Genomic DNA, 14,522 nt, shown 5'->3' with positions numbered 1-14,522 from the left:
ATTCACCAAGCTATTTTTTAACAATACCAATAATGCGATTTCGCGGCACCCGATAAAGCGGGCAAAGACCCGGAACCGGGATGATATCAGGAAGGACAAAGATGAAGGTTCTCGTACCTGTAAAGCGGGTTGTCGATTACAACGTCAAAATCCGCGTCAAGGCAGACGGCACTGGCGTTGATCTTGCCAATGTCAAAATGTCGATGAACCCGTTCGATGAAATTGCCGTCGAGGAAGCCGTGCGCCTGAAAGAGGCCGGCAAGGCGAACGAAGTCGTCGCCGTTTCCATCGGCCCGGCACAGGCGCAGGAAACCCTGCGCACGGCATTGGCCATGGGGGCGGATCGCGCCATCCTGATTACGGTCGATGGCCCCATCGAACCGCTATCTGTCGCCAAACTGCTCAAAGGCGTTGTCGCGGACGAAAATCCAAACCTCGTCATCCTTGGCAAACAGGCGATTGACGATGACGCCAATCAGACCGGGCAGATGCTTTCCGCCCTGCTCGGCTGGTCGCAGGCAACCTTTGCCTCCGAACTTGATCTTGGCGATACCACCGCCAAAGTCACCCGCGAGGTTGATGGCGGCCTTCAGGCCATCGAAGTCACCCTGCCCGCCATTGTGACTGCCGATCTTCGCCTGAACGAGCCGCGCTATGCGTCGCTTCCCAACATCATGAAGGCCAAGAAAAAGCCGCTGGAAACCAGAACGCCCGATGATTTCGGCGTCACCGTTTCCCCGCGTCTGCGCGTGATCCGGGTCGAAGAACCCGCCGGTCGCACCGCCGGGATCAAGGTCGCGGGTGTAACCGATCTGATTGAAAAGCTTAAAGCCGAAGCAGGCGTCATCTAAACCGGGCGGAGATAAAAATGGCCATTCTTCTTTTTGCAGAACATGACAATCAATCCCTGTCCGATCAGACCGCCAAAGCGCTCAGCGCCGCATCCCTGATCGGTGGCGATATCGACATTCTGATCGCCGGTAAAAATGCCGGTTCGGTGGCCGATGCGGCGGCAAAACTCTCGGGCGTGCGCAATGTGATCCTTGCCGAAGGCGACACCCTTGAACACCGTCTTGCCGAACCGACCGCCGCCCTGATCGTCAATCTTTCAGGCGATTACGACACCATCCTCGCGCCAGCCACCACCACGGGCAAAAACGTATTGCCCCGTGTCGCCGCCCTTCTCGATGTCATGCAGGTTTCCGACGTGATCGAAGTCGTATCGCCCGATACCTTCAAACGCCCGATCTATGCCGGAAATGCGATTGAAACCGTGCAGACGACCGATGCGACAAGGATCCTTACGATCCGCACCACAAGCTTCGCCGCCGCCACTGGCGACAACGCCCCGGCCCCGATCAAAACCATCGATGCCGGATCGGATGGCACCGGTCTTTCAACCTTCCTTGAAAACATCCTGTCGAAAAATGATCGCCCGGAACTCGGTTCCGCCAAGATCATCGTATCGGGCGGCCGTGCCCTTGGTTCCGCCGAAAGGTTCCAGGAAGTCATGACACCGGTTGCCGATAAACTTGGTGCTGCCATCGGCGCATCCCGTGCCGCCGTGGATGCCGGTTATGCGTCAAATGATTTGCAGGTCGGACAGACCGGCAAGGTGGTCGCCCCCGATCTTTACATCGCATGTGGCATTTCGGGCGCCATTCAGCACCTTGCGGGCATGAAGGATTCCAAAATCATCGTGGCGATCAATACCGACGAAGATGCACCGATCTTCCAGGTCGCGGATTATGGCATTGTGGGTGATCTGTTCGACATTCTTCCCGAACTGGAGCGTCAGCTCTGACACGCCAAACACCCCTTTGAAACGGAGCACATCCAGTGAGCGAACATTCCTATACCCTGCGTATCGCCTGTGACGACCAGCCGGGCATTGTCGCAACCGTCGCCTCTGCCCTGGCATCGCGCGGGGCGAATATCATTGAATCCAACCAGTTCTGGGACCGTCAGACCAACCAGTTCTTTTTGCGCATCGCCACCAGCACGCCGGAAAATGTCAGCAAGGCCGAAATCGAACTGATGCTGAACCCGGCGGTTGACCGTTTCAATATGAAGCTCAAGATCGATGATCTGTCCCGCCGTCCCAAGATCATCATCATGGTCTCCAAATTCGATCACGCGATGCTGCATCTGCTGTATCAGATCAAGGTCGGCTGGCTTGATGCCGAAGTCGCCGCCATCGTCTCGAACCACGAAGACGCGCGCAAAATCGCCGATCAGGAAGGCATCCCCTTCCATTACTGGCCGGTGAACAAGGAAAACAAGATCGAACAGGAAGCCAAACTTGCCGATCTGATCAAGGAAACCAAATCCGAACTGGTCGTCCTTGCCCGCTATATGCAGGTCCTGACCAACGATCTTTCAAGCCAGTTTTATGGCATGATCATCAATATTCACCACTCGTTCCTGCCGTCCTTCAAAGGCGCTAAACCCTATCATCAGGCCTATGAACGCGGGGTGAAACTGATCGGGGCGACCGCGCACTATGTCACGCCAGACCTCGACGAAGGCCCGATCATCGAACAGGAAACAGAACGCGTCAGCCACGCCATGTCGGCCGATGATTTCGTAGCCACCGGGCGCGATATCGAAGCCCGCGTTCTGGCCCGTGGCGTCAAATATCACCTCGAAGGCCGCGTGATGCTGAACAAAAACCGTACCGTGGTTTTCACCCAATAATACCGCCAGAATTCCGCCTCCGCCGACACAAGATAACCATCGCAATAAGAAGGAAAGAGAGAAATGGCCGCATTTCCGAACAGGGCAAAAGTCGTTATCGTCGGCGTCGGCGGTATTGTGGGTGCATCGGTATCCCACCATCTGATCGAAAATGGCTGGGACGATATTGTCGGCATCGACAAATCCGGCATCCCGACCGATATCGGCTCGACCGCGCATGCGTCGGATTTCTGCTTTGCGACAAGCCATGATCTGCTGTCCTGCTGGACAACGATGTATTCCATCGATTTCTACGAAAAGATGGGCCATTACGCCCGCATCGGCGGGATCGAGGTTGCCCGCGTTGGCGATGATGCCCGCATGGCCGAACTCAAACGCCGCGTTGATTCCGGCAAGGCGTTTGGCACCAATGTCAAAATCATCAGCGCGTCCGAGGCCAAGGAAAAATTCCCCCTTCTCGAAGAAGACCAGATTCAGGGTGCGATGTGGGACCCGGATGCTGGCCTTGTCATCCCGCGCTCGCAAACCGTCGCCGGCAAGCTGATCGATCAGGGTGTCGCAAGTGACAAGCTCAAAATCTTTGCCAACACCTCCGCCCTTGAACTGATCACCGAAAATGGCCGCATCATCGGGGTCAAAACCGAACGCGGCACGATCCATGCCGATTATGTCGTCGTCTGTGCCGGGCTTTGGGGCCGCCTGATTGCCGAAATGGCCGGCGAAGACCTGCCGGTGATGCCGGTTGACCATCCGCTGACCTTCTTTGGGCCCTATAACGAATTTGCCGGAACCGGTGTTGAAATCGGCATGCCGCTTCTGCGCGATCAGGGGAATTCCGCCTATATGCGCGATACCGGCGATCCCAAAAGCACCGAGGGCGGCCAGATCGAATGGGGCTACTACTACGAAGAAAACCCGCGTCTGGTCCATCCGCGCGAAATCCTTGAAAAGGATCAGGCCCGCCTGTCCCCGTCCCAGCGCGATCTTGAACTCGAAGACGTGATCGAGCCGCTTGAACGTGCCATGGAACTGACCCCGATCCTGACCGAACTTGGCTTTAACGAAAGCCATTCCTTCAACGGTCTTTTGCAAACCTCGGCTGATGGCGGCCCTTCGATGGGCGAAAGCCAGAAGCTGCGCGGCCTTTGGTATGCGGTCGGCATCTGGATCAAGGACGGGCCCGGCATGGGCAAACTGATTGCCGACTGGATGACCCATGGCCGCACCCATGTCGATCACCATGCGATTGATTTCGCCCGCTTCAATGAATTCCAGCTCGACGAGAAATACATTTACGACCGCTGCTGGGAAACCGCGAAAAAGATCTATAACCCGCCCGTCCACCCGCGCGAGCCATTTTCAAAAGCCCGCGGCATCCGCCGCTCCCCCTTCTATGAACGCGAAGTCGAACTTGGCGGCTATTTCATGGAACTGGGCGGTTGGGAACGCGCGCACGGTTACGCCGCCAACGAACATCTGCTGGAAAAATACGCCGACCGGGTGCCGGTGCGTGAAAATGAATGGGATACCCGCCATTTCTGGCGCGTTTCCAACGCCGAACAGCTCGCCATGAGTGACGATTGCGGCATCATCAACCTGTCGCACTTCCACATGACCGATATCGAAGGCCCGGATCATGTCGAACTCATGGAATGGCTCTGTGCCGCCAAAATCGGCGGGGATGCCAATATCGGCAAGGGTATCTATACCCACATGCTTGATGACGAGGGCATGGTGCGTGCCGACTTTACCGTTTTCCGCATGGCCGACCGCTGCCGTCTGGTCAATGGGGCGGATGCCGGCCCGCGTGACCTGATCTATATGCGCCGCATGGCACAGGACAAGGGCTGGGACGTCACCATTACCGACGTCACCGAAAAATTCACCACGATTGGTATCTGGGGCCCGAACGCCCGTGAAAACCTTAAAAAGGTTGTTGCCGCCCCCGAAGAACTCGATATCGAAAACTTCCCGTTTGCCGCCATCCGCCAGATCAGCATTGCGGGCAAAACCGTCACCGCGTTTCGCATTTCCTATGTCGGCGAACAGGGGTGGGAGCTTCATATGCGCTACGAAGACGGTCTTGCCGTCTGGGATGCGCTGCGCGGTATTGGCGTGATGGCGGTTGGTGTTGAAACCTACGCCAACTCGCGCCGTCTGGAAAAATCACTGCGCCTGCAAAACGCCGATCTGCATACGCAATATAACCTGATCGAAGCCGCCCTTGCCCGCCCAAAGGTCAAAGAGGCCGATTTCCGTGGCAAGGCAAAGCATGTCGAATATCGCGAACGCGATCATCAACCGGCCATGCTCTGCACCCTTGTCATGACCGACAACAAGGATGCCAATGGGGTGGCGCGCTACCCGGTCGGCAATCTGCCGGTCATGGACCCGGACACCGGCAAAACCCTGATTGATGAACTTGGCCGTCGCTCCTACACGACCTCCATCGCGTTTGGCCCCAGCATCGGCAAAAACATAGCACTCGCCTATCTGCCGTGGGATTATTGCCAGGAAGGCCGCAAACTGACCGTCTCCTATTTTGACGAGATTTACCCGGTCGAAGTCGTCGGCATCGGTTACAAGCCGCTTTACGACCCGGAAAACCTCAAACCGCGCAGCTAACAATCAACATCGCGGATAAAAAAGAACGGGAGCCACTGCTGGCTCCCGTTTTTCGTTTCTGGCTCGGGTTAAGTCCAAGCCTCGCGACTAGCTCGCCTTCGCCAGAACATCATGCGGATCAAGCACGAATTTCTTGGCCGCCCCCTGATCAAAGCTTTCATAACCCTTCGCCGCATCATCAAGCGAGATCACCTGCGCATTGACGATATCGGCGATCTTCAGGCGGTCATGCAGGATCGCCTGCATCAGTTGCCGGTTATATTTGATCACCGGCGTCTGCCCGGTATGGAACGACTGCGCCTTGGCCCAGCCAAGCCCGAACCGAAGCGACAGACTGCCCTGCTTGGCCGCATCATCGACCGCACCGGGATCTTCGGTCACATAAAGCCCCGGAATGCCGATGGAACCGGCCGCGCGCGTGATTTCCATCATCTGGTTCAACACAATCGCCGGCTGTTCGCCACCCGTATGCCCGCGGGCTTCAAACCCGACCGCATCGATGGCGCTGTCTACTTCCGGGTTTCCGGTGATTTCGGCAATCATTTCGCCCAGACGGTCACTTTGCGACAGATCGACCGCCTCAAAGCCCATCTTCGATGCATGCGCCAGACGTTCCTTGTTGAAATCACCGACCATCACAACGGCGGCCCCCAGGATACGTGCCGACGCGGCGGCTGCCATCCCGACCGGCCCGGCACCGGCAACATAAACGATGGACCCGACACCAACACCGGCCTGCACCGCACCGTGGAACCCGGTCGGCAGAATGTCGGACAGCATCGTCAGGTCACGGATTTTATCCATCGCCTGCTCACGGTCGGGGAATTTCAAAAGGTTGAAATCGGCATACGGCACCATGACATAACGCGCCTGCCCGCCGATCCAGCCGCCCATATCGACATAGCCATAGGCCCCACCCGCACGCGCCGGGTTCACCGTCAGGCACACACCGGTATCCTGCGACTTGCAGCACCGGCACCGCCCGCAGGCAACATTGAACGGGACCGATACGATATCGCCGATCTCAAGCTGCTCGACGTCGCTGCCCTTCTCGATGATCTCGCCGGTAATTTCATGCCCCAGAACCAACCCCGGCTCTGCGGTCGTGCGGCCGCGCACCATATGCTGGTCCGATCCGCAAATGTTGGTACTGATCACTTTCAGAATGACGGCATGGTCAAGCTTCCGGCCATTGGGCGATGCCATCACCGGATCGGCAATATTCCTGACCTCGACCTTGCCGGGCCCGACATACACCACACCTCTGTTGCTGCTCATCTGCTTCCTCCTCCGATTATATGACGCCGGAATTACTTCCCGGCCTTCCATTCCAATCAGCAGGCTCCTGCCCGGAAAACGGAGGACAAAAACCATCCTATGATTGCAATCACGAAGACTAGCAAAACCCGGAGGATATGGACTGAACGAATACGACGAATGGAGAGTACCATTGCGCATGGAGGGAGGATGTGGTGTCGCAGCCCGGACTGACGATTTTGATCAATTTCCCCTACCCTAATCCGAGCACCACATGGCAGGCATCAAGTTAGCGACGAAGATCGACACAGTTGGCGTCAGTCACTTTGATCAAAGTCAATCTTAACTGTTTGCTCTGTCATCGCGTAGTGGACAAACTGTTTGCCGAGGTCTGTAAGCTCATATTCTTCAACATCATCAAACGCAGAAACTGCGGGCTTGGGGCCATTTCCTTTTGGCCTTCGTTGAGGCCTTTTTGCTATAGAATTACCGTAGTAGTCGGTTTCGCGGTGCTGTCGAATTATACCGCCCGTGCTTAAGTCTCGAATTAATAGCTTAAACAAGTCCGCGTCCGCAGAGTCTTCTCGAACATCTCCTTTCCCGATGCTTCTCCACATACCACCACGCGTTATACCAGGCTGACTATAGATCGCTGAAATCACTTGAAAATGCATCAACGAATATTTTTCCAGCCAATCCAAATACATTTTGATTACGTCATCACTTGAGATGGAAGTTTGTGCCGCGTTTGTCAGAATATTCCGAATGAGAACTCTTTTATCGTTGCTCTCAGCACCGGCCCAATCTCGGAATGCTTTTTTCAATAGCGACTGATATTCTGGACTTTCGACGCGTTTGATTACCTCCTCGTCTTGCATGTCAAGCCGAGCCATAATCTCGATGATCGTTTCCTCTTTCTCTTTTAACTCGTCATGTAGCATCCTAATCCAATGGTCAAAGAAGCGATTTACCTGCTCTTGCTCATGTTCTGACCATGCACCAGCTACCGCCGACACCAACCCACCAACTAAGGGCACCGCTCCGCCAACAGCCTGTAACGCGCCTCTGGCTACTTTTGCTTTCTTGCCCCCACCCTTTGGCATCTCGGGTTTTTCGATGTCGTCAACCATTTACCTTCCCCACCACAACCCCAGAGGTTGTATTAAACCAGACAATATTCTGGCAAAAAGGTGAGGAGGCTACAATTACAATTGATGCCCGCACTTGCCGTTCTAGCTCCTGGAGGTTGAAAAACCGATGGCCATTACCCCACCCAAAACCGGACTTCCCCGCCACGACTTAAGCCCGGACAAACTTCGGGCGCACGGGTCCCATTGGTCCACCATCGTCGGGCCATAGCTCACTGCTGCCCGCTGCTGCCATCGCTGCCGCTCCCGGCAGATTTAACTTATCCCTCCTCAACAAGACGCACCTCTCCCGTCATGACAAATGATCGGGTTAGTCCTCTTAATCCTCGTGCAGATTGCCGCCGTAATGGCTCCGCCATCCGCCGCCCCATATCCTGCGGATTACCCCGCCGCCCTGCCTGTTTCTTTGCCGCCGGTCTGCATCCCCATCCCTGTCTGTGTCTTTGTCCCTGCACCCTGATGACCTCTCTGGTCTGGCCCCAAACGCAAAAACCCGCAAAGCGCATCTGGCTTTGCGGGTTTTGGTCCGGGTGCATTTCTCCCGTTGATTTTTCTCTTATGCCATAAACAAAAGAACAAATCAAGAACTTTCTCAAAAAAATCGAATAAGAAGGAGGATGCGGCATCACGCAGTCCGCGCCGGAGAGGCCTGCCGGTTTCAGGCCAGCTCCCCTCCTCTGCCCTTCCCGGCAGGCGCTTCTTCATCTGCGAAAATATCGGTTTTGTGAAAATTTTCCCCGCCCTCATTTCGCAATTGACAATCATTATCAATATTAATAACGTGCCCGCAATGAGTGAGCCGCAGAACATCAGAACAACGTAAAGTATCAGACGTCACTGCAGCTTGCAGAAGAAGATCAAGCAGGGACATGCCCCTGGCCAACGACAACAGGCTACGAATTTCTATTAAAAAAAATAGAAACAAGGACATAGACCATGGCTGGAAACACGATCCCAAAAGAAGAAGCACAAAATCCGCAACCGCCCCTGTCAAAATCCGGCGCAAGACCCTCAACGCTGGCACAATCGGCACCTGCGCACGCGCTTTTCAATTGTCTGGTCAAGGAATTTGCCCTGCCCCAGGGGCTGATCCGCTATCAATGGCCCAAAGATCGTGATCGTCTTCCGGTCGAGATTACGCATGCTTCCGGTCACATTGTTCCGATGCATGTTTTCATGCCCGATCAGTCCGAGTTCTTTGTGCTTGTTGACCGGAAATCAGGCATGGGAAGTCAGTATTATCTGTCGCATATCTACGGCAAACTGCCCGGCGGGCGATGGAAACAGCTTGATCCGGAACTGCTTGCCGCCCGCCTTCTGTCAAGCTGTGCCGCGCCAGAGACACCGGTCAATGGCGAGCTGTTAAAGCAGATCCAGTCCAGCATCACACTAAGCGAAGAAATCGCCCTGCATGCCGAAACCGTAAAACCCGATCCCTTCCGCGACTATATCGCGAGCGAACAGAATTTATGGTTCGGTCATCCGTCCCACCCGGCCCCGAAAGCACGGCTTTGGCCCGATAACGCACCGGTTGCCCGTTACTCCCCGGAATTTTCCCCAAAGGTACGGATGCATGTGCTTGAGGTCCCGTCATCAGGGCTGAATATCCGAACCGATGAAGCCAGCCCTTCGGCCGTTCTGGACGGCATCGCCGATCAGCACAACTGCCCGCCGGGATATGCACGGATTTCCCTGCATCCGGTGCAGGCCAGGCTTTTTCTTGGAGACCCACGCGTCAAGCACCTTTTACGGACAGGCATGATCCGCGATCTTGGTGAAACAGGGTTTCATGCCCGCCCCACCGCCTCGATCCGGACGATGTATATCGAAGGGCACGACTATTTCATCAAGGGTTCCTTGAATATCCGCATTACAAACTGCGTTCGCAAAAATGCGTGGTACGAACTCGAAAGCACGATCAGGATCAACCGTCTTCTTCGCGAACTGACCCACACCGCCCCGTCATCCACAGGGGACCTCAACCTTATCGAAGAACCCGCCACCATTAGCTGGAGCCCCAAAGGTGCCGATCCCGAAGATGACATCTGGTTTCGGGAACAGACCGGGGCAATCCTGCGCCGGAACTTCTGCAAGACCGAAGGTGCCGAACAATGCGTGATCGCCGCCACCCTGTTTGCCCGCGATCTTGACCTGCAATCCAATTGCGCCCGTTACTTTGCCCGCTGGAAGCTTGACCAGAACGACCGCGCCAAACTCGAATGGTTCAAAAGCTATCTGAAAGCACTCCTGAAGCCGGTTCTGTTCCTGTTCTACAATCACGGCATCGTCATGGAGCCGCATCTGCAAAATACGGTCATCGTCCATCAGGATGGACATGTAGCCAGACTGCTTCTACGTGATTACGAGGGGGTCAAGCTGACCTCGGACAAGGGGATCGCGCATATTGACGCAACCGTTCACCCCGCTGTCCGCCAATCCATGGAATACAGCCGACAGGCCGGATGGCGGCGCATCAGCTACTGCCTTTTTGTCAATAATCTGAGCGAGGCCATTCTGGCCCTAAGCGAAAACAGCCCCGGACTTGCAAACATGATGTGGCAGCAGGTCCGTCACGAACTTCAGCAGATTTCCCGCGACCTTCCCGGCCCGACCCCCGAGATTGATCAGTTGATCACCAGCGGCGAAGTGGCCTGCAAAACCAACTTCAAAGTGCGACTGGCCGCCCAGGCAGATCGCAATGCCGGTTACGTCACATTGAAAGCACCGTGGCACAGCGAGGAATGCGAGCATGAATAATACAGATATGTCCGGGACCGTCAGCGATGCCGTGCTGAGCCGTTTCAAAGCGCTGGCCAAAGATACACCCGATCCTCTTGCCGCCTTTGTCTATGACCTGGAGGCACTGAAAAACCAAGTCAATCAGGTCATGTCGGTACTGCCCGAAGGGGTGGAACTTTACTATGCCATCAAAGCCAACAGCGAAACGGAAATTCTCGAAACCGTTGCGCCACTGGTCGACGGGTTTGAAATTTCCTCGGGCGGGGAAATTGCCCGTATCGCAAATTGCAGCCTGACAAAGCCTTTCGTCTTTTCCGGACCGGGCAAACTCATATCGGATATGGAATCCGCGATCAGAAAGGGCGTGGAATTCATTCATGTCGAAAGCATGCATGAACTCGGCCTGCTGGATGCTGCCGCCCGCAAACTCGGCAAAACCCAGAACATCCTGATCCGCATCAATCCGGCCTTGCCCGAAAACATGCAGACAAAGCTGTCAATGGCCGGAACCGCAACCCCGTTTGGCATCGAAGAAGCCAGACTGCCCGAAGTAATCGCACTGGCGGAAAACTGCCCGAACCTTCGACTGAAAGGGTTCCACATTCATGCGATGTCTCATCAGACAGACAGCCGGCGTCATCAGACCCTGATCGATTTCTATCTGGAAAAATGGCCCGAATGGAAATCTCTGGCACGCGATCCCGGCACCCTGACGCATCTCAATGTCGGTGGCGGTATCGGCGTCAATTACACCGAAGCCCGGCAATTCGACTGGACCGGCTTCTGCCGGCATCTTGAAGACAGCTTGCGCAAAACCGAAAACCCGCCCCAAATCCGGCTGGAACCGGGGCGGTTCATCACCGCCTTTTGCGGCTATTACGGAATTGAGGTTCTCGATATCAAGGAAAGCCACGCCCGTCGTTTCCTTGTATGCCGCGGCGGAACCCATCAATTCAGACTGCCCGCTGCCCAGAACCATAATCATCCTGTTCTTCACTTCCCCGATGCCTTGTCGCGCACGGGAAATGGGGCTGCTCAGTCTGGCATATTCGACATTGCCGGGCAATTATGCACGCCCAAGGACGTGCTAAGCCGGGACCGGGAACTGGAAAACGTAAAGGTCGGCAGTCTGCTGGTTCTGCCAATGGCCGGTGCCTATGGCTTTAACATTTCGCATGTCGATTTTCTGTGTCACCCAAAACCCCTTGTCGATTTCATCCCGGCTGAGCCGCAATCAGAGGCGACAGGAACCGTCAACTCACAGAGGGATTACACGGCAATAGAAGTTCGCAACAGCGATCTGTTGCAGCAGCAGGCAAACCGTGAATCTGGTGCACGCACCTATCCCCGAAGGTTCCCTCTTGCCATCCGGCATGCAAAGGGGCTGACCGTAACGGATATGGATGGCAAGGAATATATCGACTGTCTTGCCGGCGCAGGAACGCTGGCACTCGGGCATAATCATACCGTTGTCACCGATGCCATCCGGGAAATGATCGATGCCAACGTGCCGCTGCATACCCTGGATATCACAACTGCCACGAAAGAAGCGTTCATTGACGAACTGCTCGTTTGCCTGCCCGCAAACTTCTCACGCGATGCGCGCGTACATTTCTGCGGGCCGACCGGGGCGGACGGTGTCGAGGCGGCGATCAAGCTGGCAAAAATTGCGACGGGTCGCAGTACTATCCTGTCTTTCCAGGGAGGATATCATGGCAGCACCCACGCAACCATGAGCCTGAGCGGCAACCTGCACCAGAAGGGAGCACTGGAAGGGTTGGTGCCAAATGTCCATTTCATGCCTTACCCCTATGATTATCGCTGCCCCTTCGGGCTCGGCGGAAAGGCTGGCGAAAAAGCCGGTCTCAATTTCATCCGCTCTGTCCTGAGCGACCCGGAAAGCGGCGTCACCAAACCGGCCGCCATTATTCTGGAAGCTGTTCAGGGGGAAGGTGGTGCCATCCCTGCCCCGGATGACTGGCTAAAAGAATTGCGCCAGCTCACATTGGAACACGACGTTCTTCTGATCATTGACGAGGTTCAGACCGGCTTCGGGCGCACTGGAAAACTCTTCGCCTTCGAGCATTCCGGCATCACACCCGATATCGTTGTGATGTCCAAGGCTGTCGGCGGCGGTTTGCCATTATCTGTCATCGCCTATCACAAGAAATACGATAAATGGCAGTCCGGCGCACATATCGGAACCTTCCGCGGCAATCAGCTTGCCATGGCCGCAGGCAGAAACACGTTGCGCTTCATTCGCGAAAACGATCTTGCCGGGCATGCTGCGCGTATCGGCCAGCAACTTGAAACCGCCCTTCGCAACCTTCAGACAGCCTTCCCGCAAATTGGCGATGTCCGCGGGCGCGGCCTGATGCTGGGCGTGGAGATGATCGAGGATCGCACATCAGACACCCAGGGCTATCCGAAAGCAGACCCGTCGCTGGCCCGGTCCGTTCAAAAATCCTGCTTTGATCGCGGCCTTATCCTTGAGGTCGGAGGTCGCCATTCTGCCGTTCTGCGGTTCCTGCCGCCTCTGATCATCAGCACTGCCGAAATGCTTGAAGTCATCGGCATCTTCAGCGACGCAATCGCCGAAAACTGCGCACAACGGACACTTAACGTTGCAGAATAAGATTGAAAACCTGCCTCCCCGGGTGGTGATGGTATCGGTGCTGCTGGGAACCCTGACGGTCAGCCTGAACAACAGCGCGCTTAACCCCGCCGTGCCGGAATTCATGAAGACTTTCGACACCGGCCCTCTGCTTGCAAGCTGGATCGTTGCGGGCTTTATGATGGCGATGGGATTGACGATGCCGCTTACCGGTTATCTGAGCAACCGGTACGGCAAACGGCGCCTGTATTTGATCGGACTTGGCCTGTTCATTTGCGGCTCATCTCTTGGCGCGCTTGCCCCCGGTATCAACTGGGTGATTGCGGCACGAATAGTTCAGGGTATTGCAGGGGGATTGATGATCCCCCTGTCGCTGCCCCTGATATTTTCCGTCTATGAGAAAGAAAAACGCGGCAGGATCACCGGGATCTGGGGCACTGCCGTCATGCTGGCCCCGGCTGTCGGGCCCTTTGTCGGCGGGGTGGCACTGGAACTGGCAAGCTGGCAGGTCCTGTTCATCATGAACATCCCGTTCGGATTAAGCGCCTTTGTTGTTGCTCTCATTGGCCTACCGAAAGGCCGACAGGATGCGAATGACAGGCAGCCTTTTGACACCAGGGGGTTTCTGTCTGCCACGCTGGCCATTGCCGTGACGATGATGTGGCTGAACCTTCTGTCAGAAGAAATACTTCCTGTTTGGGCTATGTGGGGTCTGCCAATACTTGCTGTATTTGCATTTGCCTACTTCATCAGAACGGAACGCAAAAGCCCGACTCCCCTGCTTGACCTCGGCCTGTTCACCTATCCCTGCTATCGGATCAGCATTGTGATCACGACCATACAATCGGTCGGTATGTTCGTAACGCTCATCCTGATCCCGTTGCAGCTTCAGACCGTGATGGGATATGGCCCCGTATGGACAGGAGCCGCACTTCTGTGCACGGCCGTTTCCGGCAGCATCTTTGTCAATATTGGCGGTCGCTGGCTTGACTGGCACGGCCCCAGGCTGACCGTCACAACCGGCCTTGTCATCACCTGCATTGCGGCATTTTTGCTGGGCGCAAGCGATGCGAACACTCCCTTGTGGGGGATATTCGCCCTGATGGTCCTGCGCGGCATCGGACTTGGACTTTCCTACATGCCGGTTACGACCGCAGGCCTTAATGCCATCCCGGAAAATCGCCTTACGCAGGGTGCTGCGATGAATAACATTTCCAGACGGATCCTGTCTTCCGCCGGAATTGTCATCGCATCCGCCTATCTTGAATGGCACCGCCAGACACATGCCCCTGCCGCACGGGAAGAAATGGCGGCCATCAGTCAGGTTTTTTTGGCAACGGGTCTACTGATTGCAGGTCTTCTACCTTTGGCATGTCGCCTGCCGTCAAAGGTGCTCGTCCAGGCACCAGTCTCCCCCAGGCCTGACCTCTGATCATCCTTAA

The 14,522-nt window shown here is 55.7% G+C and carries 10 protein-coding genes; 7 read left to right on the top strand and 3 right to left on the bottom strand.

The genetic code is table 11. The features are described from left to right. Positions 1-101 precede the first annotated feature (101 nt). The 4 genes from TH5_RS20515 to TH5_RS20500 all read left to right on the top strand — a co-directional run bounded on the left by TH5_RS20515 (position 102) and on the right by TH5_RS20500 (position 5,322). Entirely contained in the window at positions 102-851 is a 750-nt protein-coding gene (locus TH5_RS20515) for an electron transfer flavoprotein subunit beta/FixA family protein (RefSeq protein ID WP_114123430.1), read from the top strand. Positions 852-868: 17 nt separating this feature from the next. After that, positions 869-1,804, top strand: coding sequence for an electron transfer flavoprotein subunit alpha/FixB family protein (locus TH5_RS20510; protein ID WP_114123429.1), 936 nt, complete (start codon positions 869-871; stop codon positions 1,802-1,804). A 35-nt stretch (positions 1,805-1,839) separates the two neighbouring features. Further along, on the top strand, positions 1,840-2,697 hold the full coding sequence (purU, locus tag TH5_RS20505) for a formyltetrahydrofolate deformylase (protein WP_007091355.1): 858 nt from the start codon (positions 1,840-1,842) through the stop codon (positions 2,695-2,697). 63 nt (positions 2,698-2,760) lie between these two features. Next, on the top strand, positions 2,761-5,322 hold the full coding sequence (locus tag TH5_RS20500; protein WP_114123428.1) for a GcvT family protein: 2,562 nt from the start codon (positions 2,761-2,763) through the stop codon (positions 5,320-5,322). Positions 5,323-5,409: 87 nt separating this feature from the next. On the opposite strand, the gene fdhA is transcribed toward TH5_RS20500, so the two are convergent. From fdhA to TH5_RS25370, 3 genes are all read right to left on the bottom strand, one after another. After that, the gene (gene fdhA / locus TH5_RS20495) at positions 5,410-6,600 is read right to left on the bottom strand and encodes a formaldehyde dehydrogenase, glutathione-independent (RefSeq protein WP_114123427.1); all 1,191 of its coding nucleotides are present in this window, start codon (positions 6,598-6,600) and stop codon (positions 5,410-5,412) included. A 296-nt stretch (positions 6,601-6,896) separates the two neighbouring features. After that, positions 6,897-7,709: a hypothetical protein gene (locus TH5_RS20490; protein WP_114123426.1), complete on the bottom strand. Its 813-nt coding sequence runs from the start codon at positions 7,707-7,709 to the stop codon at positions 6,897-6,899. A 676-nt stretch (positions 7,710-8,385) separates the two neighbouring features. Beyond that, positions 8,386-8,598, bottom strand: coding sequence for a hypothetical protein (locus tag TH5_RS25370; RefSeq protein WP_147250140.1), 213 nt, complete (start codon positions 8,596-8,598; stop codon positions 8,386-8,388). A gap of 65 nt (positions 8,599-8,663) precedes the next feature. On the opposite strand from TH5_RS25370, the gene TH5_RS20480 reads away from it, so the two are divergent. Genes TH5_RS20480 through TH5_RS20470 form a run of 3 tightly spaced genes read left to right on the top strand, consistent with a single transcriptional unit; the run spans position 8,664 to position 14,512 of the window. After that, positions 8,664-10,484 (top strand): IucA/IucC family protein, encoded by a 1,821-nt coding sequence (locus TH5_RS20480; RefSeq protein ID WP_114123424.1) that lies wholly within the window; start codon positions 8,664-8,666, stop codon positions 10,482-10,484. Next, positions 10,477-13,101, top strand: coding sequence for a diaminobutyrate--2-oxoglutarate transaminase (locus tag TH5_RS26160; RefSeq protein ID WP_114123423.1), 2,625 nt, complete (start codon positions 10,477-10,479; stop codon positions 13,099-13,101). Before TH5_RS20480 ends, TH5_RS26160 begins: the two co-directional genes overlap by 8 nt. Next, a complete protein-coding gene (locus TH5_RS20470) occupies positions 13,091-14,512 on the top strand; it encodes a DHA2 family efflux MFS transporter permease subunit (protein WP_208638499.1) in 1,422 nt (473 codons plus the stop codon). The genes TH5_RS26160 and TH5_RS20470 overlap by 11 nt, the downstream gene beginning before the upstream one ends. Positions 14,513-14,522 lie beyond the last annotated feature (10 nt).

The sequence above is a fragment of the Thalassospira xianhensis MCCC 1A02616 genome, from assembly GCF_003326475.1.
In the GTDB taxonomy this organism is placed as follows: domain Bacteria; phylum Pseudomonadota; class Alphaproteobacteria; order Rhodospirillales; family Thalassospiraceae; genus Thalassospira; species Thalassospira xianhensis.
Note: the sequence above shows the minus strand (reverse complement) of the source record. Positions and strands in the feature narration are given on the sequence as shown.

Excerpts from the sequence above, each read along its gene's own strand:
- TH5_RS26160 (WP_114123423.1), top strand. The coding sequence starts at position 10,477 with ATGAATAATACAGATATGTCCGGGACCGTCAGCGATGCCGTGCTGAGC.
- TH5_RS20510 (WP_114123429.1), top strand. The coding sequence starts at position 869 with ATGGCCATTCTTCTTTTTGCAGAACATGACAATCAATCCCTGTCCGAT.
- TH5_RS20480 (WP_114123424.1), top strand. The coding sequence starts at position 8,664 with ATGGCTGGAAACACGATCCCAAAAGAAGAAGCACAAAATCCGCAACCG.
- TH5_RS20490 (WP_114123426.1), bottom strand. The coding sequence starts at position 7,709 with ATGGTTGACGACATCGAAAAACCCGAGATGCCAAAGGGTGGGGGCAAG.
- TH5_RS20500 (WP_114123428.1), top strand. The coding sequence starts at position 2,761 with ATGGCCGCATTTCCGAACAGGGCAAAAGTCGTTATCGTCGGCGTCGGC.
- TH5_RS25370 (WP_147250140.1), bottom strand. The coding sequence starts at position 8,598 with ATGTCCCTGCTTGATCTTCTTCTGCAAGCTGCAGTGACGTCTGATACT.
- fdhA (WP_114123427.1), bottom strand. The coding sequence starts at position 6,600 with ATGAGCAGCAACAGAGGTGTGGTGTATGTCGGGCCCGGCAAGGTCGAG.
- TH5_RS20515 (WP_114123430.1), top strand. The coding sequence starts at position 102 with ATGAAGGTTCTCGTACCTGTAAAGCGGGTTGTCGATTACAACGTCAAA.